The organism is Mameliella sp. LZ-28 (genome assembly GCF_012274245.1).
Classification (GTDB): Bacteria; Pseudomonadota; Alphaproteobacteria; order Rhodobacterales; family Rhodobacteraceae; genus Antarctobacter; species Antarctobacter albus.
The window spans coordinates 1-19,822 of record NZ_JAANYX010000005.1 but is presented as its reverse complement, the minus strand read 5'-3'; the positions used below and the strand labels follow the sequence as shown (position 1 = coordinate 19,822).

16 protein-coding genes and 1 pseudogene are annotated in these 19,822 nt (G+C 59.0%); 8 read left to right on the top strand and 9 right to left on the bottom strand.

What is annotated here, in order from left to right; genetic code table 11:
• Positions 1 to 11: 11 nt before the first annotated feature.
• The 4 genes from G9Q80_RS03405 to G9Q80_RS03390 form a co-directional block, all read right to left on the bottom strand.
• Positions 12 to 1,934 carry a relaxase/mobilization nuclease domain-containing protein gene (locus G9Q80_RS03405; RefSeq protein ID WP_168246339.1) on the bottom strand — a complete coding sequence of 641 codons (1,923 nt, stop codon included), beginning with the start codon at positions 1,932 to 1,934 and terminating at the stop codon, positions 12 to 14.
• Positions 1,927 to 2,547 (bottom strand): helix-turn-helix domain-containing protein, encoded by a 621-nt coding sequence (locus G9Q80_RS03400; RefSeq protein ID WP_168246338.1) that lies wholly within the window; start codon positions 2,545 to 2,547, stop codon positions 1,927 to 1,929. The genes G9Q80_RS03405 and G9Q80_RS03400 overlap by 8 nt, the downstream gene beginning before the upstream one ends.
• 464 nt (positions 2,548 to 3,011) lie before the next feature.
• Positions 3,012 to 3,188 (bottom strand): hypothetical protein, encoded by a 177-nt coding sequence (locus G9Q80_RS03395; RefSeq protein ID WP_168246337.1) that lies wholly within the window; start codon positions 3,186 to 3,188, stop codon positions 3,012 to 3,014.
• A gap of 630 nt (positions 3,189 to 3,818) precedes the next feature.
• Positions 3,819 to 4,157, bottom strand: coding sequence for a DUF736 domain-containing protein (locus G9Q80_RS03390; RefSeq protein ID WP_168246336.1), 339 nt, complete (start codon positions 4,155 to 4,157; stop codon positions 3,819 to 3,821).
• Positions 4,158 to 4,739: 582 nt separating this feature from the next.
• Between G9Q80_RS03390 and G9Q80_RS03385 the strand changes: the two genes are divergently transcribed.
• The gene (locus G9Q80_RS03385) at positions 4,740 to 5,663 is read left to right on the top strand and encodes an SIR2 family protein (protein ID WP_168246335.1); all 924 of its coding nucleotides are present in this window, start codon (positions 4,740 to 4,742) and stop codon (positions 5,661 to 5,663) included.
• 9 nt (positions 5,664 to 5,672) lie between these two features.
• On the top strand, positions 5,673 to 7,418 hold the full coding sequence (locus tag G9Q80_RS03380; RefSeq protein WP_168246334.1) for an ATP-binding protein: 1,746 nt from the start codon (positions 5,673 to 5,675) through the stop codon (positions 7,416 to 7,418).
• Positions 7,419 to 7,461: 43 nt separating this feature from the next.
• Here G9Q80_RS03380 and G9Q80_RS03375 read toward each other — a convergent pair whose 3' ends face one another.
• The 5 genes and pseudogenes from G9Q80_RS03375 to G9Q80_RS28015 form a co-directional block, all read right to left on the bottom strand.
• Positions 7,462 to 9,633 carry a DEAD/DEAH box helicase gene (locus G9Q80_RS03375; RefSeq protein ID WP_168246333.1) on the bottom strand — a complete coding sequence of 724 codons (2,172 nt, stop codon included), beginning with the start codon at positions 9,631 to 9,633 and terminating at the stop codon, positions 7,462 to 7,464.
• 5 nt (positions 9,634 to 9,638) lie between these two features.
• Positions 9,639 to 10,946: an ATP-binding protein gene (locus tag G9Q80_RS03370; protein ID WP_168246332.1), complete on the bottom strand. Its 1,308-nt coding sequence runs from the start codon at positions 10,944 to 10,946 to the stop codon at positions 9,639 to 9,641.
• Positions 10,924 to 11,757: a tellurite resistance TerB family protein gene (locus G9Q80_RS28380; protein ID WP_282593834.1), complete on the bottom strand. Its 834-nt coding sequence runs from the start codon at positions 11,755 to 11,757 to the stop codon at positions 10,924 to 10,926. Before G9Q80_RS28380 ends, G9Q80_RS03370 begins: the two co-directional genes overlap by 23 nt.
• Positions 11,758 to 12,396: 639 nt before the next feature.
• A pseudogene (locus G9Q80_RS28375) lies at positions 12,397 to 12,978 on the bottom strand (TerB N-terminal domain-containing protein); the annotation flags it as partial.
• Positions 12,979 to 13,011: 33 nt separating this feature from the next.
• Positions 13,012 to 13,467 carry a hypothetical protein gene (locus G9Q80_RS28015; RefSeq protein ID WP_246870462.1) on the bottom strand — a complete coding sequence of 152 codons (456 nt, stop codon included), beginning with the start codon at positions 13,465 to 13,467 and terminating at the stop codon, positions 13,012 to 13,014.
• A 416-nt stretch (positions 13,468 to 13,883) separates the two neighbouring features.
• On the opposite strand from G9Q80_RS28015, the gene G9Q80_RS03360 reads away from it, so the two are divergent.
• The 6 genes from G9Q80_RS03360 (at position 13,884) to tnpC (ending at position 19,805) form a co-directional block, all read left to right on the top strand.
• Positions 13,884 to 14,465, top strand: a complete 582-nt coding sequence (locus G9Q80_RS03360; protein ID WP_246870461.1) for a plasmid pRiA4b ORF-3 family protein — start codon at positions 13,884 to 13,886, stop codon at positions 14,463 to 14,465.
• A 123-nt stretch (positions 14,466 to 14,588) separates the two neighbouring features.
• Entirely contained in the window at positions 14,589 to 15,803 is a 1,215-nt protein-coding gene (locus tag G9Q80_RS03355) for a phosphoribosyltransferase-like protein (RefSeq protein WP_168246330.1), read from the top strand.
• Positions 15,804 to 16,002: 199 nt separating this feature from the next.
• Positions 16,003 to 17,181, top strand: coding sequence for a reverse transcriptase family protein (locus G9Q80_RS03350; RefSeq protein ID WP_168246329.1), 1,179 nt, complete (start codon positions 16,003 to 16,005; stop codon positions 17,179 to 17,181).
• A 291-nt stretch (positions 17,182 to 17,472) separates the two neighbouring features.
• Positions 17,473 to 17,880: an IS66-like element accessory protein TnpA gene (gene tnpA, locus G9Q80_RS28670; protein ID WP_168246328.1), complete on the top strand. Its 408-nt coding sequence runs from the start codon at positions 17,473 to 17,475 to the stop codon at positions 17,878 to 17,880.
• A complete protein-coding gene (gene tnpB, locus G9Q80_RS03340) occupies positions 17,877 to 18,230 on the top strand; it encodes an IS66 family insertion sequence element accessory protein TnpB (RefSeq protein WP_168246327.1) in 354 nt (117 codons plus the stop codon). Before tnpA ends, tnpB begins: the two co-directional genes overlap by 4 nt.
• A gap of 54 nt (positions 18,231 to 18,284) precedes the next feature.
• The gene (gene tnpC / locus G9Q80_RS03335; protein ID WP_168246326.1) at positions 18,285 to 19,805 is read left to right on the top strand and encodes an IS66 family transposase; all 1,521 of its coding nucleotides are present in this window, start codon (positions 18,285 to 18,287) and stop codon (positions 19,803 to 19,805) included.
• Positions 19,806 to 19,822 lie beyond the last annotated feature (17 nt).

The following is a 19,822-nucleotide window of genomic DNA, read 5'->3' as shown; positions in this document are numbered from 1 at the left end:
GGTCATCCCCCTCAGAATTCCATCTCGTCATCGAGACCGCGGTCGCGGCCAAGATCGCGCCCCAGCTCCTCCTGCTGACCGCGCAGCCGCGCCACTTCGGTCGCCTTGTCCTGCTGCAACCCGGCGGCGCGGTCGGTGAAGACCTGGTCGCCGGTCTCCTCGAAGGTCATCTCGAGGAATTCCTGCGTGACGGTGATCTGGTCGAGCTTGCTCGGCAGGGCCGCGTCCAGCACCTCGTAGTTTCCGCGCCGAAGTTCGGCCAAGCCTTCCTCGCCCAATTCCTTGAAGAGCTCGGACTGCAAGGTCCGCTCGACCGTCTCTTCCTGCTCCTCGGTGAGCTTGCCGTCCCGCAACATGTCGGCGAGGTCCTGCAGGTAGGGATTGGGCGTCCGGTCGTCCTCGTCGATGAGCGGCAATGTCGCCTCTTCCTCGTCCGCGAGGGTTCGGCCTATCTCGACACCCAGTTCCTTGGCGCGTTCCATCAGCGCGTCCATGACCCCGTCGACCTTCTCGAGCGCGGCATCGAGCTGGTCGTCACTCGCGGTCTCCACGCTGAGACCGTCTTTCGCCAGCACCGCGTTCATGTCTCGCTCGACCCAATCCTGCGCCATACCGTAATTGCGCGTGCCGCCCGCCGCGATCCGGGCCACCAGCTCCTCGCTGTCCATGCCGACTTCCTCGGCCCGCTCCAGCACGTCCCGCAGCCCCTCGTCATTGCCAGCCTGAAGTGCCGCGATCAGCACCTCGCTGCCCGCCCCCGGCGGATAGGGTTCTTCGAGCTGCTTGCCGAAGCGCGCGCGCAACTCCGGGTCAGGCACCATCTGCGAGAGGTCCGCGATGATCGGCGCGGCCTTGGCTTCAAAAGCGGCCCGCTCGGCCGGATCAAGTTCCTCGGCCTTGAGCCTGAGCGCCTCGATCGTGCGCTCGGAATAGTCGATCGCGTCACCGACGGTCTTGATGTCCTTCATGTCAATCTCTCCTTCGGTGAAGTTCCACGGCGAGCCCGAGCCAAGCCCGTCCGCCATGCCGCGAACGGCACGTGCCATGTGACGCTGGTCCATCCGGTCCAGCAGGTCGGCGAGGTTCTTGTAGTCCTTGGCGAAGCCCACCACCTGCGCCTGCGCGATGGCGGATTCCTGGGCCGTCATGACGATCTCGCGCGGCAGGCGGGCCTCTTCCTTGGCGCGGTAAATCTCCTCGATCCCGGCGGGCTTCTCAAAAATGCCGCGCTCGAGCCGGGTGGTGGCATCAAGCATCACGCCATAGCGTTCAGCGATCTCGGCCTGCTTCTCGCGCATGAGCTGCGGCGACATCACGCCCTCGGCCCAGCAAGAGAACCAGGTGCCGTTTTCGACGCCACGGTTGTTCAGGATGATATGGGCGTGCTTGTGCGCCCGGTCGTCATGGACCGCGAGAACATAGTCCCATTGGTCGCCGTATTCGCCGCTCTCGAAGAAATGCTCGGTCCAGTCCATCGCGATGTCGCGCACCTGGTCGACCGTCACGTCGGTCGGGAACGAGAGCAGCATGTGCGAGGTGAACCCGAGCTTGGTCGAACCGCGCCAGGTCCCGGCCCAGTCCTCGATGATGTCCTCTTTCTGCTCCTGAGAAAGCACCGCCGCATCGGTCAGCGCGTTGGTCATCGTCGAGTAGGTATAGACCGCCTTGTCGTTGATGTAGGAGATCTGCGCCCCAAGCGAGGCGCGCGTCTTGCAGCCCCCGGCCCGGATCCGTTTGAACACCGCCGCCCGGCTCTGACCCGAGGCCGCCTTCAGCGCGTTGCGCGCGGACATGGATCCGACGCGCGCAAAACTGCGACCCTGGCGACGCCCCGCCAGCCGCGCGTCGATCCGCGCCGCGGCCTGACCCCGGATGCGCTCATCCTCCCAGAGCCGGCCCATGACCGAGGCGTAGAGGGCGAGGGGATCAGCCATTCCTGACGAGCCTCAATCCGCGCTCGATCGCGCGCGGGCCATCCTCCAGAACCTCGCTCTCCGGTCCCTGCCCTTCTTCCTTTTGCGGCCATTCCTGATGACGCAGCGCCTGCGCCGCATCCTTCATTCGGCCCATCTGACGGCTCATGGACTGAGCCAGATCGAGCAGTTCGATCAGCACCGCGCGGTCCGCCTCCGAGACCTCCAGCCGACCGCGATGGACAGCCTTGGCGAGCACCAGTCCGGCGTCGCTCACATCCTTCGCCTGACGCCACGCGGCACAGAATTCCGAGACCAGATCACGCGGCACATCGAGGAAACCGCACCGCCCGCGCAGCACCGCATTGAGCGCCTGCGACCGGTTGGCATAGCCCCGCGCGCGCCACTCGGCGTCAAAGGCTTCCAGCTCGGAGCGGCTTGCCCGGAACGCCACCGTCTCACTTGGATCGCGCGCCGCGATCCCCTCGCCCGCCTCCTCTTTCGCGAGCCGGTTCACATGGCGCGGGGAGATGCCAAACACCGCCGCCAGATCCTTCGCGCTCTCGCCCGCCGCAAAGCGCCGCGCGACTTCGATGCGCTCTTCAAGCTTCAGGTTTTTCGCTGGCCTCGGCACGGGTCAGACCCCTCGGACAAAATGTGCAAACATTGGCCATATCCTGCCAACGTCTTCCTTCTCTCCTTCGCTTATACTTCAATACATCACATTGCGCAATATTACGTTTTGCATGATGTGTATTTTTGCCGCCATTGGACGCCATCAAGAACTCGCGTCGCGGCGCGACATGGAACGGGTCCCGCCCTCATCAATGCAGGACAGCCAGGTCGAAAAAGCTGCCGAAACTTGCGCTGGAGCAGCACGCGATGTCAGGCAAACCGAGCGCCCGAGCCGGTCACGGATCGGGCGCGAAGAACACGAAAACTGCCCGCGCGAGATGGCGCAGGTCACGGATCGGGCGCCAGGAACACGAAAACTGCCCGCGCGGGATGGCGCGAGTCACGCCCTTTGAGGGCGTCACGAAGCTTCTGAGAGTCGACGTCAGACCCCTGCGGATCCGAAGACCCGCAGGGGTGTCTGGGTCAGTGACCCAGTCCCAGAGAGCGCAGGTCGTCGTAGCGGCTGCGGGCGATCAGCGCCTCGGTCTCGAGGCTGTCGAGGGTCTCGGGATGGGCGTCTTCATCAAAGGCGGCGAGGTAGGCATCGAAGGCCATGTCGGCTTGCAGCTCGGCGAGGTCGATGGATTGTTCAAGTGTCATGATGTGATCCTTTCCGTTGATCGTCTTTGGACGGATCGTGGAAAAGACCGGGGTCGAGCGGGCTGCACCCGGCACGGGGCGGAATGAAATGGAGCACGCCGGGGGCAGTTTTGTTGTGAGCGATGCCTCGGCAGCGCTCAAGGCGCCAGCCGTCCAGAAACCTGCCCCCGGCGTTGCCGACCGCTCGACCCCGGGCTAGCGATCTGAAAGGCCAACAGGTCGACGAAAGGCGCGCGGCAGTGACACTGGCGTGAGACGTTGCCCTTGGATGCATGACGTTGATTTGCGACTTCCACCCTCGCGGCACAGGGTGAGTTCGGCTCCGCTGGGAGCTTCGCCAAGGCGACCCAGGCGCAGGTTGCTCGGCTAAGCGAGGGAGTGCGCTTGACTCGCTAAGCAGACTCCCAGTTCTCCATGCTGACCGTCGGTTTCGCCTCGGGTTCGCGCGTTCCAAGCCGTCCCTGAACAGAAAGATCGGAGCCGCATCTGCGACCGATCCAGTCGGGCTACCCGCCTCGGCGTCCACGTCCGAAGTGTACCGCATGCTTCGGACACCTGCATCAGGCCCGCCCATAGGGCGAACCCTAGAATGAGAAAGAGCCAGACCGCCGAAGCGGTCTGGCTGATGGCTTACGCGGCGTCTTTAGGACCCCAGGGGATGATCGCCTGCAGGGACAGATCGTCCTGGTTAGCGGCCTTCCCGAGGTTCGCGTTGAAGCCGTGATCGCGGATGGTCAGCGTGTAGTAGTCGGCGCCGGTCTCCTTGTTCTGCTTCTTCCAAATGCCGCCGCACTCGACCAGCTTGCCGCGCGGGGAGCGGCCGAGGACGCGGTGCGTGGGGGCCATCGGGTTCGAGCTCGCGACGGGTTCGACCGTGATGTCGAGGTCGAAGGTCAGGGTCGAGATGGAGCCTATGCCCTTGGCGGTTTCGATGTCGGCGCTGGTGAATTTGATGCAGTTCGTGGTCATTGCTCTTCTCCTTGTTTGCGTTGCAATGATGGTCACCTTGCAGCTGGCCAAGGCCCGGCCACACCGAAGGCGAAGCGCAGCGGAGAGGGGCAGGCGCCGGTCTTTTTGTTCCGCGCAGAATGGCCCGCAGGGACAGGGGAAAAAGATCGGCGGCAACCTTTGTGGACGGGACGACAGCTGCGACCAGCATGTCATGCAACTCAGACAAAGGGAGAAGTGCGTTGGCCGCTAAGGAAGGATGGTGAACAGCCGTCATAGATGCCAGAGGGCGTATGTTGATGCATGGATCATAGCTGGAGCAGGCATTTTCGGATCCATGTCACTTGCCAGATTCCCGACGCACCCACCTTGCGACGACAGCGAAAACTTGCTGTGACAAAGAAGTGCTACCGAGGGTATCGTAAGAGCGAAATTTTGGACCAAATCGTTTTCGGGCACAGACAAACTAAGCCGAAGTACAAGAAGTGAGGCAAAATAGCTTTGGAACTAGAAGAACTCGCAAAGCAGTGCCAAAACTGTGCACAGCATAGCCCAGTGATAGTCTTGGGCAGCGGGGCCTCGATACCGCATGGCATTCGTGGCATGGGGGATTTGGCCGTTTGGCTCCGCGATAATGTACAGACCGACGATGGACCGGAAGTCGATGCCTGGACACTTGTTAGAACAGCCTTGGCCGCTGGAGATCATTTAGAAGCAGCACTAGAAAACAAGCCTCTACCCGACTCCTTGGTTGTCAAGATTGTCCGAAGTACCTGGGACTTCATCGCTCAGGGCGATTATAGCCTGCTCAAATCAGCTATAAAGACCGAGACCATTTTTCCGCTCCGCACCCTATTCACAGGGTTATTCCGAAGTACAAACCGCAATATCCATGTCGTAACAACAAACTACGACCGCGTTGCAGAGTATGCAGCCGATTCAGGCGGCTATATCCACCACACGGGATTCCTTCCGGGCTATCTGCGACGGGCCGATGGGGCGGAGAATCTGATTTTCAAACAAGGGGCCAATTTGGCGCGGACGGTCACAGTCTGGAAAGTCCACGGGTCTCTTGATTGGTTTTCAGACCCGCATGGGGGTGTGATGTCGCTGCCGATGACGAGCGAGTTGCCCGATGGTTTGGTGCCGCTGATTGTCACGCCAGGTGTAAGCAAATATCAGCGGACGCACGACGAGCCCTTTCGGAGCGCGATACAGGGCGCTGATCGTGTGTTGAGTGCCGCGACCGCGTTCATTTGCATAGGATACGGGTTCCGCGACGGCCATATCCATCCGAAGCTGATGACGCGTTGTCGTGTGCATGACGTTCCCATCCTTGTCGCAGCGCGCACTTTAACGCCCGAAGCCAAGGATTTTCTCAAGAACAACGCCGGGCGTCACTACCTTGCGCTCGAGAACCACGATGACGGGACAATGGTTTACAACCGTGACAACCCAGACGGTATTGTTGTTACCGGAGGCAAATATTGGGAGTTGCCTGCATTGAACGAATTGATTGGGTTTTAGGAGGAAGAGTTGGGCATACTTGATTTCAACGATGATGAAAGTCTCGGCAAAATTATCGCCGTCGATACTGCCACTGTGACGGTGCGAGTCGATGAACTTGAACGCCTTAAACGGATTCAGGTCAATCGGTTGACCGCGATCAGAAGCTCGAAAGCTGGGCAGCACTTAATCGGGATAGTTTCGCGCATCACACGCAAGGCAGGTGACGAAACTGCAATAGATGGGGCTGAGGAGGATCCGGAAGCCGCGCTCCCCGAAAACAACCTTGTTCGGGTCGCTCTGATTGGAACACTCGTAGACAAAGAGGGACTGAAAGAGAACGTCTTTAAGCGCACCCTAGAGACTGTGCCCGAAATCGATGCGGATTGCTTTTCCTTGGAAGGTCAGCGCCTGACAGACTTCATGCAGGTCATTTCGCAGGTTTCCGGCGACGGCCCGCAGCTTGATCTTGGTCGCTATGCATTGGACGAGGACGCGCGGGCCTTCTTGAACGGCAACCGTCTGTTCCAACGTCATGCCATCGTGGTCGGTAGCACTGGCAGCGGCAAATCGTACACAACTGCGCGGCTCCTAGACCAGATTGCCGGTCTTCCACAAGCCAACGTAATCTTGTTCGATATCCATGGTGAGTACCAGACCCTCAACAGCGACGAGTTTCGGCATCTACGCATCGCTGGGCCGGGGGACATTGGACGCGATCGCCGACTGGCCGACGGTGTTCTGCATCTACCATTCTGGCTTCTCGGCTATGAGGCATTGGTCGCTTTGTTTGTAGATCGGTCCGATCAGAACGCTCCGAACCAAGCCATGCTCATGACGCGCTGTATCACCGATGCGAAGTGCGCAATGCTTGATCCGGGAAAACACGCCGACATTCTTGCAAATTTCACAATCGATAGCCCCGTGCCTTTCGATATCGACGGTGTCCACAAGCAACTATCTGACTTGAACGAACAAATGGTTCCGGGCGCTAACAACAAGGAAAAGCAAGGACCATACTTCGACAAGCTCAGCCGCTTAATCGCGCGATTTGAAGCCAAACGAAATGATCGCAGGCTTGGGTTCATATTTCAGCCGCCAGCAGCCTGTATGGATATGGCCTGGCTGTCGGAGGTAACGCATTTCCTGATAGGCGGGCGCGGATCGCAAGCCGATGGCAAGGGTGGGATCAAGATCATCAATTTCTCGGAAGTGCCGTCCGACATCCTGCCGCTCATGGTCAGCTTGATTGCTCGGCTGATATTCACAGTCAGCCAGTGGACGCCACCAGACAACCGTCATCCCATCGCATTGTTCTGCGATGAGGCACATCTGTATATCCCGGAGCGCGCATCGTCAGAGTCAGCCGATGAGATCTCGGTCGGGATTTTCGAGAGGATCGCCAAAGAAGGCAGAAAATACGGTGTTGGACTAGTGGTTATCAGCCAAAGACCATCCGAAGTGAACCGCACCGTTCTGAGCCAGTGCAACAATGTCATTGCGATGCGGCTGACCAACGGCGACGATCAATCCGTGATCAAACGGTTGCTGCCTGACAGCCTCGGCGGTTTTGGTGATCTTCTACCGGTCCTCGACATCGGTGGGGCATTGGTGGTCGGCGATGCGAGCTTGCTTCCGACACGAGTTGTGGTGTCCGAGCCGCGCTTCAAACCCAATAGCGCGACAGTCAATTTCTGGGATCGTTCGAGTGACGCGGCACCAGTTACGGGAACGGAAGATGCCGTTCTTTCTTGGCGGAGACAGAGCAATCACTAGCCTTAGGAACGATGACAACAGTCAACGAGGATTGCCGCACACATTATGCTGGGACGATTCTACCGACCATCGCGGTAAGAGTATCGGGCGCAAGCTTGGAAGAAATTGCATCCAACTCCAAGAGGGGCTGCGACAGGTATGGATGAAACTTCTCCGACATAAAATTCCCTGCTCCAGCGAACAGATCGACAGGTTCGCCAGATCGAATGTGCGCTAGTACCGTTTGAAGATCGGGGGTTTCGTCCCCGGCCTCCACCATCAGAAACCCGTCATGCAGTTCGACCGAAAACCCCTCACTTCTCAGTGCTAGCGCGAGGGTTGATGTCTTCACAGTACCGACCCGCGTCGCAATGACTGATGTATGCTCGCCGATGCTGTGGATGTTATTGGCCCTAAACCCCAGCTGTTCATAGTGAGCACGCGCTTCCTCGAGCATCATCAAAGAGACTGTGTCCATGTAAGCTGGGCTGGAATCCCCCTCGAGCACGGCGAACATTCGGTCGATCACCTTGTCATGAATGTCCCCAGCATCGCCGCCGAAGACCGGAGGCACACCAGCCCTTGCGGGTTTGACGACGATGACCTTTTCACGATCATGGATTTCTTGAACAACCCAACGTCGCCCGGAGAATATTAATAGCATCCCAGGAGCAAGAACACAGTCGATCGGCAGGGTTCCAAGGTCCCGCCCCTCTGCAACCAAACGGAATTCTTCAGGTGTCTGGAACACCGCATAGAAGCTGTAATGCTCAACCAGTTTTTCGCCCGCGGGTCCCAAAAGTAACAGCCCGCTGCCGGCCTGTTCGATCAAGCCGGTTTCTGGGTGGCCGATTGCACGCAGCACATCTGCGAAGACTTCGGTTGTGACCTTCCGAAAGGGGCCTTCGCGGCAGAGCACATTGTAGACCACACTTGCAGACGCACCGCCGCGCTGCGCTATGACTGACAGTATCTGATGGACGAGCGTCGAGAGGTGAAGCGCCTGAGGTTTTGGAGGTTCGCACCAGCCTTCCAGCAGCAGGTCTATCATCGCGATGGACCTGATCAGGCCGAGGCGAAGACGATCCACGAAACTGCTCTCCGGCGTCAACTTGGCTTCGACAGCGTACTGCCTCAGAATGGCCGGCTGTCCTTCACGGCGGCCTGATCGGCCAAGCCGTTGTCGCAACGCCGCGACGCTGAATGGCGCACCGATTTGAGCCACACAGGTCACGTCACCGATGTCGATTCCCAACTCGAGCGTCGACGTGCAAACGGCTGTCGTCGGTTTCGCAGGGTCCTTCAAGCGCCGCTCGACGAAGTCACGGTGTTCTCGGGAGAGGCTCGCGTGGTGGGGATAGAATTCCTGTGGCAGGTGCTCCCGTTCGCAAAGCTCACGCAACCGATCTGCGTAAATCTCGACCCGTTGGCGCGCTCCAGCGAAGATCAGGTTGTCGCTGCCTCGAAGGTGTTTGAAAAGATGGGCTGCTATCGCGTCCGTTGCGGATGGGCTGTTTTCATCTTCATCGCCTGAGAGGTAGCCGCGAAGCTGAAGCCTCAATTCAGCCTCGCCGCCATCTGCTTCGATTAGCTGGACAGAGCTTGCTGCGTCAGGGCGAAGATAGGCCTTGGCGAGATCCATGTCGCCTAGCGTAGCTGACAGACCTATCCGACGGATTGGGCGCTTTATCGCGAGCTCGAGCCGTGTGAGCAGTGAACGAAGCTGGACACCGCGTTCGCTGTCCAGAACTGTGTGTAACTCGTCGATCACGACCGCCCGCGTGGCACCAAACAGGCGGGCAATTTCCAAGCCGCGCCGAATGAAAAGCGCTTCAAGGGACTCTGGGGTTATCAGAAGGATCCCTTTTGGAGATTTCAGCGCGCGCGTCTTGATCGATTGCGAGACATCCCCGTGCCAGGGAATAACTGGAAGTTCTGCTTCTTGGCAGATGTCCTCCAGCCGCATGGCCTGGTCCGTGATCAGAGCTTTCAGAGGACCGATGTAGAGCAGGTCGAAGCCGGTGCCGCCCGACGGCTCGTCAAGCACCTGTGAAATCAACGGCAGGAACGCCGCCTCGGTCTTTCCGCCCGCCGTGGACGCCGCAACGATCAAATCGGCGTTGGTCTCGTAGATCGTCCGGATGGATCGCGCCTGGATATCGCGAAGTTCGCGCCATCCTTTCTGGCGTATCCATTTCTGCACAGGCCTCGCCAGTTTGTCGAACGCACTGCTCATCGGCGTCAGAGCTTGAAGCTGATCAGATCATCGTCACCGGGGTCTCTGGCACCAGTCGATTCGTCTACCTCGGTCATATCTTCGCCGAGGTCTTCGGAGACCTCGATCTTTTCGATTAGATCGCTCCACTCGACACCGGGGTTTTGCTCGAGCACAGAAAGCAGGTTCACGAATGCCGTCACCGTATTGCGCGGGGTGCGGAAGTAAGCTTCACCGATCCGGTCCGAGCAATGCGCCATAAAGGCCTCGAGCGCGTCGTCCGGCAGAGCACCTGCATCGTCCTGCATGATCCGCCGGACATTGGCCAGAAGAACGAAGAGATCTTCAGGGGTCAGGCTGGCCAGCCGGACAACGGGTCCTGAAAGGTCGACCAATCCATCTCGCGCGAAGGTATTTTCGGCCAAACGCGACTGAAGGGCTTCGTAGCTATAGAGCCCTCGACGGGTGCTCATCAGAAACTCCGGGGTCCCGCCCATGAGAAATCCGAGGTTTTCGGCACTGCCTTGCAGTACATCGTTGAGGATCCGAAGGATCTGCTCGTAGTTCGCATTACGGGCCTGCGACGAGGTGAGCTTGTAGAGGTTTACCATCTCGTCGAGGCCGACGAGCAATCCTTTGTAACCGGCCTCGCACACGAATGCCGACATCAGTTTCAGATGGTCGTAGACACTGGCGTCGTCGATGATCGTTCGCACTCCAAGCGCTTTGCGCGCGTCGGTGCGTGTAGCGAATTCACCGCGTAGCCACCTCAGTGCTGCGGATTTCAGCTCGTCGTCGCCGGTCTCATGGCCTTCCCAATATCGACGGATGACTTCAGCGAACTCAAACCCCCCGGTAAGTTCTTCGAAGTGACCAAGGCGTTCACGAATTATAGACCCCGTGGGCAAATCCCGTTCTTCAGCATCTCGGTGAGCCTGGCTTACAAAACGCTCCACCACGCTGGCCAATGCCCCACCATCGGGCTTTGTTCGCGTTGACAGGTTTCGAGCCAACTCCGCATAGAGCCCTCGGGCTTGACCGCCGGTCGCGTAAATTCGGCGATCTGGCGCCAGATCCGCGAACATCACGACCAGACCCTTCTCTAGGGCGACGAGGCGTATCAGGTTCATGAAGAATGTCTTGCCCGATCCGTATTCGCCGATGATGAACCGGATCGCCGATCCGCCATCGGATATCCGGTCCATGTCTTTGACGAGCTCTTCAATCTCTCGGACGCGGCCGACCTGAATATGGCGCAATCCGAGCTTGGGCACGACCCCTGCTCGAAGCGCCTGCACGATTGCATCGCGTTCACGTGGTTTCAACTTGGACATCTTTGCCCTCCGCACTCATCTTTTCCTTTAACGCCTCTGCAATGTCCGGAGACACGTCATATCCATCATACTCGTCGAGAAGCGCTTCATCGTAGGTCTCAAAGGCCCATTCATTCACGACTTCCAAAGCCCCGTATGCCATCAAACCATGAGAGGCGCAGATCTTCTCGAACTCGGTTTCAGACCAATGCTCCCGATTAACCAGTTCGAGAACGAGGGCACCGTGTTTCGGGTCAAGCCCTGCCAGCTGGCTTTGGCTGGCAGGCGCGGAGACACCACTTTCTTCCTCTTCGACATCGAAAATCTGACCGAGTACGGACGACACGCGCTCGGTGTCCGACCGGATTGCCGCGATCCGCGACGCGTCAAGTTTGGGCCCGCTGGCTTTCTCAAGATCGGGTATCGCTTCGCCCGGGCGACCCGGTTGTGAGGTACGAACAGTGCGAGGGCCATCCGCAACTTCGCCAGCATGCAGGTCCGAGTAGACAAGCGCAGGATCAAGGCCCAAAGCCTTGTAGACTTTCTCAATGCTCGTGACTTCGTCGGAGTGAATAATTCCATCTGCATGTGCTGCACCAACCAGTGCCGCACGCATGGCAGCCTGGCTATCTTGGCCGACCTCCTTCAGTTTGCGCCGCAGAAGCGTCATGTCCGGTGGCACAGCGAGGAACCATTCAAGGTTTGCACGCAGCCTGCGGCGTTCCCGATCGCTGATGGCCGCGGCAGAAACTTGATCTTCCAGCGCCCTGCGTTCAGGCTCCGCGATACGACCATCCGCATGTGCGACGAACGACCCAAGTGCCAATTCCATCAAGGCGTTTCGATAACCTTCGGAAACTTCCTCCAGTCTTTCGATGGGTTCGCCCAAGCTAAACAACACAACTGGTTCTTTCGCCTTGGGCGATCGGAGCGCAAATCTGGGGTCGGGTGCCAGACCGAAACCGAGGCGCGCGAGAGCGTCGGCTGCTCCTGTCATCTGCCGTTTCCCGATCTTCTCACTAGTTTCTCCCTCTAGACGCCCGATCACCTCCTCAAGGGGCACCAATCCGCCTTGATCGACGATATCGCTTGCCCAGGATCTCAAGCGATCCATTTCCTCCGATGGGAAGGATTGCCACAGTTCAGAGGGCAGCAAGGCATGCGCTTCCACGCTTCCGCGGCCGTCAGGATTTCGACCCAAGAAACGACTGAACTTGTCGAGGTCATTCATCACCTCGTCAGCTAACTCTTGGGCAATCTCGACCGGCTTGCGCAAGCCGGAAATATCCGGGACTGGCTTACCATCCACAGTAGGGTTGGCGGTCCCCTGGAACTCGCTTGATGCGGCCCGATAGGATGCTTTGAGTGATTTCCGGGGCTTGCTAACTTTGAGCCCCTCAGGAAAACGCCGATCGAATCGCATGCGGAAAAGAGCGATGAACTCGTCACGGCACCGCGTGGCAGGAGTTCTCAGATGTGTTTCCGGATGGCAGATGAACCAACTCAGCAACCAGTCAGCTGTCAGGTTCTCGCCTTTGGCGATCCGCACGCCGATCGCATACTTCAGCGAGAACGGTAGTTCCCAGCCTTGTTTTTCGAAAATCGGCTCGATAGCGTTGATGTCGGTTTCGACAAGCATCGCGATGTCGAGGAATTCACCCAGATAGCGTCTGACCGAGTGATTGTCAGGGTAAAGTGACTGCAGCCGCCGAACTTCCTGGACGATATACTTGGCATCTTCGTTGGACTGATCGACGAAGAAGCGACGCTCCAAACCATAAAAGTACAGAAACATGTAGCCGGGGTTGTAGGAGGCATCGTTTCGCCCGCTGGCCAACCAGTCGAGGTAAGTCGCCCGGCACTGAGGTGAGATATCCGAGTACCCCGGCCAGTAGGGCATACCTTCACCAGCTTTGTCGGCTCCAGAGCGCGCGACCGACAGGGATGGATCGATATAGGCTCGGCACTTGTCACGATACCCGTAGGTGTTCAGCAAGGGAGGCGTGCCGACATAGACCATCCCGCCGATGTTGCGGCCGGCGACGCTAGCTGTTTCATTAGACGGGACCCACCCGCTTTTCGATGATCAGGCCGATGCGCTCGATGCCACTCGCGAGGGCTGGTTTCGTTCTGCAGCCGCTGCAAGTGCCGGCGCCGCAGACTTTCCAGCCCGAACGATTTCAGCGTAGTCCTGCTTTGGTGGGGAATAAGCCTGAACGGCAGCCGGCTCTTTGGACGCGTTGGCTTCGCGAGTTCGTTCGCGCTCACGCTCGATACGCTTGTCGTAGGCACTTGGGCGCGGCACCTGCTCAGGTCGGGCGGGTAGGTTTTCAGAACTCCCCTCAGCTTGCGCCTTTGCAGCGACTTTCCGCGATCTCCGTTTTTCTTGCCACCAGACCAGAATGACGGGAACACTAAATGCAAACAACATCTGGCCGCCAATCGGCCAAGCCTGAAGCATTGTGGTCACCACGACCATGCATAAGAAAAAATACAGGACGAGAAAGAATGTAATTCGGAAAAACTTGATTATTGAAGACATTATCGGAACCCTCTCCGAACCACACTATTTTGCACAGCCATCTTTGCAACGACTAACGTCTTGGTTGAAGCACTTCCCATGCTTTATGCTTGATTGGGCCGATGGCCACATACATCTGTTCGCACCGTTGAGGGCACACCCCCGCCCCAGTGACCGTAACCGGAACGGCCGAGATGAAGCGTTGCCACGACCATGCGACGGCTGGTCGGGCTGGCTCCGGAGGAGACTGCACTGCCAGCGGCACGTCGCAGGGAGACGCGGCGTTTCAGCTCGGGGAGGGCGGCTGCGTGCAGCCGACCGAGTAGGGCGTGGTCCTGACCAAAGGGCAGGAGGGGCCAATGTTCCCCTTGAATGCTTCAACCTAAAAATCAAAAGTTGCTTCAACGGCAGATGTATTGAGACAGGCGGAACACACTTTGATCGAGCTGAAAATCGAACTTGTTGGCATCAAACCACCGATCTGGCGCCGGATCCTCGTGCCGAATGACATCAGCTTGGACATCCTGCATTCCGTTCTCCAAGGCGCTATGCCTTGGCAAGACTATCATCTGCATGAGTTCGAGATTGGCGAAGACAGGTTCGAGGCCCGCGACGAACGTGACGACAGCTGGGACCCAAACGATGGCCGGAAGGACGAAAAGAAGTTTACTCTTGGACAGCTGGTCAAGAAAGGCAGTCAGTTCACATACACTTATGATTTCGGCGATGGTTGGCGGCACCTCGTCACTGTAGAGAAGATTAGCAAACCAACCGGAAGACCAGATCTGGACTTTCCCGCCTGTGTTGCCGGAGAGCGAGCGTGCCCGCCAGAGGACTGTGGAGGGCCCTACTCTTACGAAGAGTTTCTCGACGCGCTGACCGACAAACGCCACCCGGAACATCGTGATACAATGCAATGGGCTGGCGCGTTCGAACCGGAAGTGTTCAGCGTGCAGCAAGCCAATGCTGCCGTCGGTGCGATGTTCGTTTGGGCGAAAGAGTGTCGCGGTCTAAAGTGACTCCTGACGCTGGCTTGGCGCGCGATCCATATGGCGAACCTCGCAACCATTTTGAAGAACTGAGATCGAGGTACCGACGTGACTACAAGCTCGACCATCATGCAGCCGTTGGTGAAAGCATGGGTGGATCAATTTGATGAAGCGGACCGGGCGGATGCTGCGATCCTCGCGTCACTCATCCGGCTTGTCCCGGGTGATGCTTTTCGCCGCGATTTGACGCGGGTCCTTGAAGACCGCCTGAGGATCGGTCCCAACCCCATGGCGCTTTACAACGAAACAGAGCGTAAGAAATGGAACGGGCAACCCAACCGTTTGTTTCCCGAGACGTCCCGCGCGAGTAAAATGCAAAAAGGGAAGAAGACTGTGCGCGCATATGGCCGCGTCGGACCGCCGCTGGTGCCTCGTCAGCGACAGGTCGCCGAAGAAATAGGCAGTGAAGGGGTTGTCGCCAACGTCCTGACCCAGTTGCACAAGCGCCATCGAAAGTCGATCCTTATCAACCCTGGGGCCGACATCATTCGCGAGAAGCGCGCGCGCCGGTTCGTTCTGGTAACGGACTTCATCGGAAGCGGAGATCGCGTCATCAACTATCTCAATGCCGCATGGAGGCTGCGGACAGTTCGCAGCTGGTGGTCGAGGCGCAGTCATTCCGGCCTTTGTTTCGAAGTGGTGGCCTACGCAGGGACAGAAGCTGGGGTCCAACGCGTAAAGGATCACGCCTCATCGCCCACCGTCAGCTTGGTGACACGATGCCCAACAATTCAAACGGTCTTTCCCCGAGGAAAAGTCAGGCAGATGGAAGAGCTGTGTCGTCGCTATGCGCCAACGGGGTCCAAACCCATGGGCTATGGCGAAGTGGGGGCGCTTTTGGCATTTGATCACGGCATGCCGAACAATGCACCTTCGATATTCTGGAAGGATGCACGAAGATGGTCGGCGTTGGTACCGGAGCGAGCATCCAGTACAGCTGGTTCCCCCTACCAAGAAACGCACACTCCAGAGAAAGAAAGAGCGCGTATCGAAGCGTCTGCCAAGGCGTCGGACACCGGGGCAATTCTGCGCCCGACGAGCTTGGAAACGATCATCCTGTCTGCACTGCGCCGATCCCCCCGTCATTCCGAAGCGATATCGGGTCGTCTCGGCATGAACATCGATGATGTGAGCGAAATCCTTGACCGCTTGAAAGGTTGGGGTTGGATAAACGCGTCGCATCAATTGACCGAACGAGGGCGGATGGTTGCGTCACGACTGATCCGCCAGGACCGCAAGAGCCCCCTTCCCCAAGGCGACGACACGATGTACTTTCCGAATGCGTTGAGAGCACCACGCGATGTCTAGTGGTTGCCGGGGTAACGACCGGCACCGTTGGCGTCACGTCCTGCCCGCAGGAGGTGATGCCTGGGCCGTCGATTGCGATGAGCTCACGGTCAAGCTTTCGCTTGATGCTCAACTTGATCGAACCGCACGACCTTGCGGTCGCCGCAGCGGTAGGCTGGCTTGCGATCCGATCAAGCTCACCCTGAAGGGTGGATAGTAGATGCGAACGTGGAACTCTCAACGCTACTTCGCCGAGGGCCTTGCGGCGGGTGTGGATGAAGCCATCCTCAAAAATGCAGTTGCGACAGCTGAACACACATTGCGGCAGGCAAATCCAAGCCCGCCGATCCTGACCCTTGGTCATCTGGGGCATTTGGCGGGCGTCGATGTCGGCATTTTGAAAGCATATGTCTCAAGGCAGGATGCGGACCCTTATCGGGAGTTCTCGATCCGCAAACGCCCAATCGCGGGCCAACCTCCGCGTTATCGGACAATCGCCGTCCCGGAGCCGTCCTTGCTGAGAGTCCAAACCTGGATCGCGTCCGAAGTCCTGCGCCATGCACCATGCCATTCGGCGAGCACGGCTTTTGCACCTGGGTCTCGGTTGGCCCAGGCCGCGGCGCGCCACTGTCGCGCAGTTTGGATGGTCAAGATAGATCTGCGGAACTTTTTCGAATCGGTGACCGAAATCGACGCGCATCGTGTGTTTTTGGAGCGGGGCTACCAGCCGCTCGTCGCGTTTGAGCTTGCGCGCTTGTGCACCCGTCTCCGCGACAAACATCGCAACGATACAGCTGTCTTGCCCCAGCGACGCACTCCCAAATTTCGGCACTCGTCCTTGACATCGCTTTATCCACGAGACCTGCTTGGCGTTTTGCCGCAAGGCGCACCAACCAGTCCAATGTTGGCCAATCTCGCAGTGCGCGACCTAGATGAAAGACTGACTGCTATCGCGAAGACCTACGGCGTCCGATACTCGCGCTATGCAGACGATCTCACCTTTTCAACGACACAAAAGTCGTTTGGAAGATCCCGCGCACATGATCTGGTAGGGCGAGTGTATGAGACCCTGGCTGCTCGAGGACTGGCGCCGAACCAATCCAAGACGACGATTGTTTCTCCGGGAGCACGGAAAGTTGTGCTCGGCCTTTTGGTGGACGGAGACACGCCGAAGCTGACACGCGATTTCCGCTCGCGGCTTCGAAAGCACCTGTATCACATAAGCGCTCCCGATCAGGGGCCGGTTCAACATGCAGCGCGGCGCGGATTCGCCTCCGTTGAAGGCCTCCGCCAACATCTGTTGGGCCTTATCGCGTTCGCCGGTCAGATCGATCCGGTCTATGCGGCGAAATGTCGGGCGATTTTAGAATCGTCAGATTGGTCGCAGACAAGGAGGTGAGTTTAGTCTGTTCGATGGGCGTCTTCTACCTACGGATCTTCATCAATTTGGAGAAGCTTCTGAGCTCAAATCACCGCCGGAGAACCTAGAAGGTCTTTTCGGCCTGAGATCGCACTGATTTTGAACCGGTCCTGTGAATTAAGTGTCGGCCTTCTACGTTGCTCCAGTATCTCTGAAATCCCAGTCACTTCATCAGACTGTTCAGGCGTAAGCGGTGCTCTGCCCCCACCTTCCCTGTGAGCGCGTGATCTGCGAGTCCCAGCGTTGTGTAGATTTGCAGGGATTTTCTCCATGGAGCACTCAGCGGAGTTTCTCAATGAGGTGATTGTCGGGCCTCGCGGTCAGAGGCGGTGGCCGGATGATGTGAAAGCGCGGATCGTGGCTGAGACGTTGGAGCCGGGGACGACGGTGAATGAGGTTGCCCGGCGATATGACATGCGGCCCAATCATCTTTCTGAATGGCGGCGGTTGGCACGGGAGGGGAAGCTGGTTCTGCCTGCTTTGCCAGAGCCCGAGGCGGATCCCGGGCCCATGTTCGCGCCAATGGTTATCGAAGGTTTAACCGACCGTGCGCAGGGGGCCGGGGACGCAACGCTTGAGATCGTCTGCGGTGATGTGGTGATCCGGCTGAACGGGTCGACCCCGGCGGCACGGATCGCGGAGATTGTGCGGGCACTGACTGAGGTGCACGGCGCATGATCTTCCCGTCGAACCGGGTGCGGATCGTTGTGGCGACCAGGCCGGTGGACTTTCGCAAAGGCCATGATGGGCTGGCGGCGCTGGTGAAGAATGAACTCAGGAAGGAGCCCTTTACGGGGACAGTGTTCGTGTTCCGCGCCAAGCGGGCTGACCGGTTGAAGCTCTTGTATTGGGACGGGACCGGCCTGGTGATGACCTACAAGCGGCTGGAAGAAACGACCTTCACCTGGCCAGCGATCCGCGACGGTCTGATGGCGCTCAATCACGCCCAGTTCGAGGCGCTGTTTGCCGGTCTCGACTGGCGCAAGGTGAAGGCTCTGGCGGCGCGTCCGCCGACTGCGGCAGAGTGACTCGGGGCAGCGTTTGAGCGGGTGTCTGAATGCTGGATTTAGTAGACCCCGGCCATGAACGCGGCGGCCAATCTTCCTGACGACATCGAGGCCCTGAAGGCCATCATCCTGGCCCAGCAGGAGCAGAACGCACGTCTGGAAGCTCTGGTTGCCGCCTTCAAACAGGCCATGTTCGGGCGCAAGTCCGAGAAGATGGATCCCGACCAGTTCGAGCTGGCGCTGGAGGATATCGAGACCGCGATTGCCCTGGTCGAGACCGAGGGCGAGGGCGAGGCCAACCCGCTGGTCACACCGACACGAGCCTCGGCGCCGCGCAAGACCAACCGGGGATCGCTGCCGAAACACCTGCCGCGCATCGAGGAAGTGATCGAACCGGAAAGCACGGTCTGCGACTGCGGCCACGAGCGGCATGTCATTGGCGAGGATACCAGCGAACGGCTGGATATCGTCCCTGCTCAGTTCAGGGTCATTGTCACGCGCCGCCCGAAGTATGCCTGCCGGGTCTGCGAGGGCGGGATCGTCCAGGCCCCGGCGCCCGCGCACCTGATCCCGGGCGGCATGCCGACAGAGGCCACGGTGGCGCATGTCATCGTTTCCAAATACGCCGACCACCTTCCCCTGTACCGGCAGGTCCAGATTTACAGCCGCCAGGGCATCGATCTCGACCGTTCGACACTGGCGGCCTGGGTCGGACGGGCGGCCTTCGAGCTCAAGCCGGTCTACGATGCCCTGCTGGCCAACCTGAAGCGGTCAGCCAAGTTGTTCATGGACGAGACCACGGCCCCGGTGCTCGACCCTGGGCGGCGCAAGGCCAAGACGGGGTACTTCTGGGCACTCGCCCGCGATGACCAGCCCTGGGGCGGGGAAGATCCGCCCGGCGTGGCGTTTACCTATGCACCGGGGCGATCCGGGCAATATGCGGAAGATATCCTGAAAGGGTTCTCCGGCACCCTGCAGGTCGATGGCTATGCGGGCTACAACCGGCTGCTCAAACGGCCCACTCAGGATATCCGGCTGGCCTACTGTTGGGCTCATGCCCGGCGCAAGCTGCACGAGGTCGCCCGGACCGGCACCACGCCCATCGCCGACGAGGGCCTTCGTCAGATCACCGCGCTCTACCGGATCGAAAAGGAACTCCGGGGACAAAAGCCCGAAGCGCGGCTGACTGCCCGGCAAGCACGTTCAAAACCGATTATCGATGATTTTGAGGCTTGGCTCACCGCCCACCGCGCCCGCGTCTCGGCCAAGTCTCCGCTCGGCGAGGCCCTCAAATACGTCGCCAAATACTGGGACGGGCTCTGCCGGTTCCTCGATGACGGCCACATCGAGATCGACAGCAACGCCGTCGAACGCACTATCCGCCCCATCGCGTTGAACCGCAAAAACGCTCTCTTCGCGGGGCACGATGCAGGGGCGCAAAACTGGGCAATGCTGGCGTCGCTGATCGAAACCTGCAAGCGCAATGCCATCGATCCCCACGCCTGGCTGACAGCCACTCTCCAAGCCATTGTCAACGGACATAAGCAATCCCGGATCGACGACCTCTTGCCCTGGAACTATGCCCCGACCGTGTGATCGGCGCACCGCTTACA

What these genes read in the sequence shown, in the direction of transcription:
- G9Q80_RS03385 (WP_168246335.1), top strand. Translation starts at nt 4,740, where the DNA reads ATGGGGGATTTGGCCGTTTGGCTCCGCGATAATGTACAGACCGACGAT.
- G9Q80_RS03405 (WP_168246339.1), bottom strand. Translation starts at nt 1,934, where the DNA reads ATGGCTGATCCCCTCGCCCTCTACGCCTCGGTCATGGGCCGGCTCTGG.
- G9Q80_RS28015 (WP_246870462.1), bottom strand. Translation starts at nt 13,467, where the DNA reads ATGTCTTCAATAATCAAGTTTTTCCGAATTACATTCTTTCTCGTCCTG.
- G9Q80_RS03390 (WP_168246336.1), bottom strand. Translation starts at nt 4,157, where the DNA reads ATGACCACGAACTGCATCAAATTCACCAGCGCCGACATCGAAACCGCC.
- G9Q80_RS03370 (WP_168246332.1), bottom strand. Translation starts at nt 10,946, where the DNA reads ATGTCCAAGTTGAAACCACGTGAACGCGATGCAATCGTGCAGGCGCTT.
- tnpC (WP_168246326.1), top strand. Translation starts at nt 18,285, where the DNA reads ATGAACGCGGCGGCCAATCTTCCTGACGACATCGAGGCCCTGAAGGCC.
- tnpA (WP_168246328.1), top strand. Translation starts at nt 17,473, where the DNA reads ATGGAGCACTCAGCGGAGTTTCTCAATGAGGTGATTGTCGGGCCTCGC.
- G9Q80_RS03375 (WP_168246333.1), bottom strand. Translation starts at nt 9,633, where the DNA reads ATGAGCAGTGCGTTCGACAAACTGGCGAGGCCTGTGCAGAAATGGATA.
- G9Q80_RS03350 (WP_168246329.1), top strand. Translation starts at nt 16,003, where the DNA reads ATGCGAACGTGGAACTCTCAACGCTACTTCGCCGAGGGCCTTGCGGCG.
- G9Q80_RS28380 (WP_282593834.1), bottom strand. Translation starts at nt 11,757, where the DNA reads ATGGAATTGGCACTTGGGTCGTTCGTCGCACATGCGGATGGTCGTATC.
- tnpB (WP_168246327.1), top strand. Translation starts at nt 17,877, where the DNA reads ATGATCTTCCCGTCGAACCGGGTGCGGATCGTTGTGGCGACCAGGCCG.
- G9Q80_RS03395 (WP_168246337.1), bottom strand. Translation starts at nt 3,188, where the DNA reads ATGACACTTGAACAATCCATCGACCTCGCCGAGCTGCAAGCCGACATG.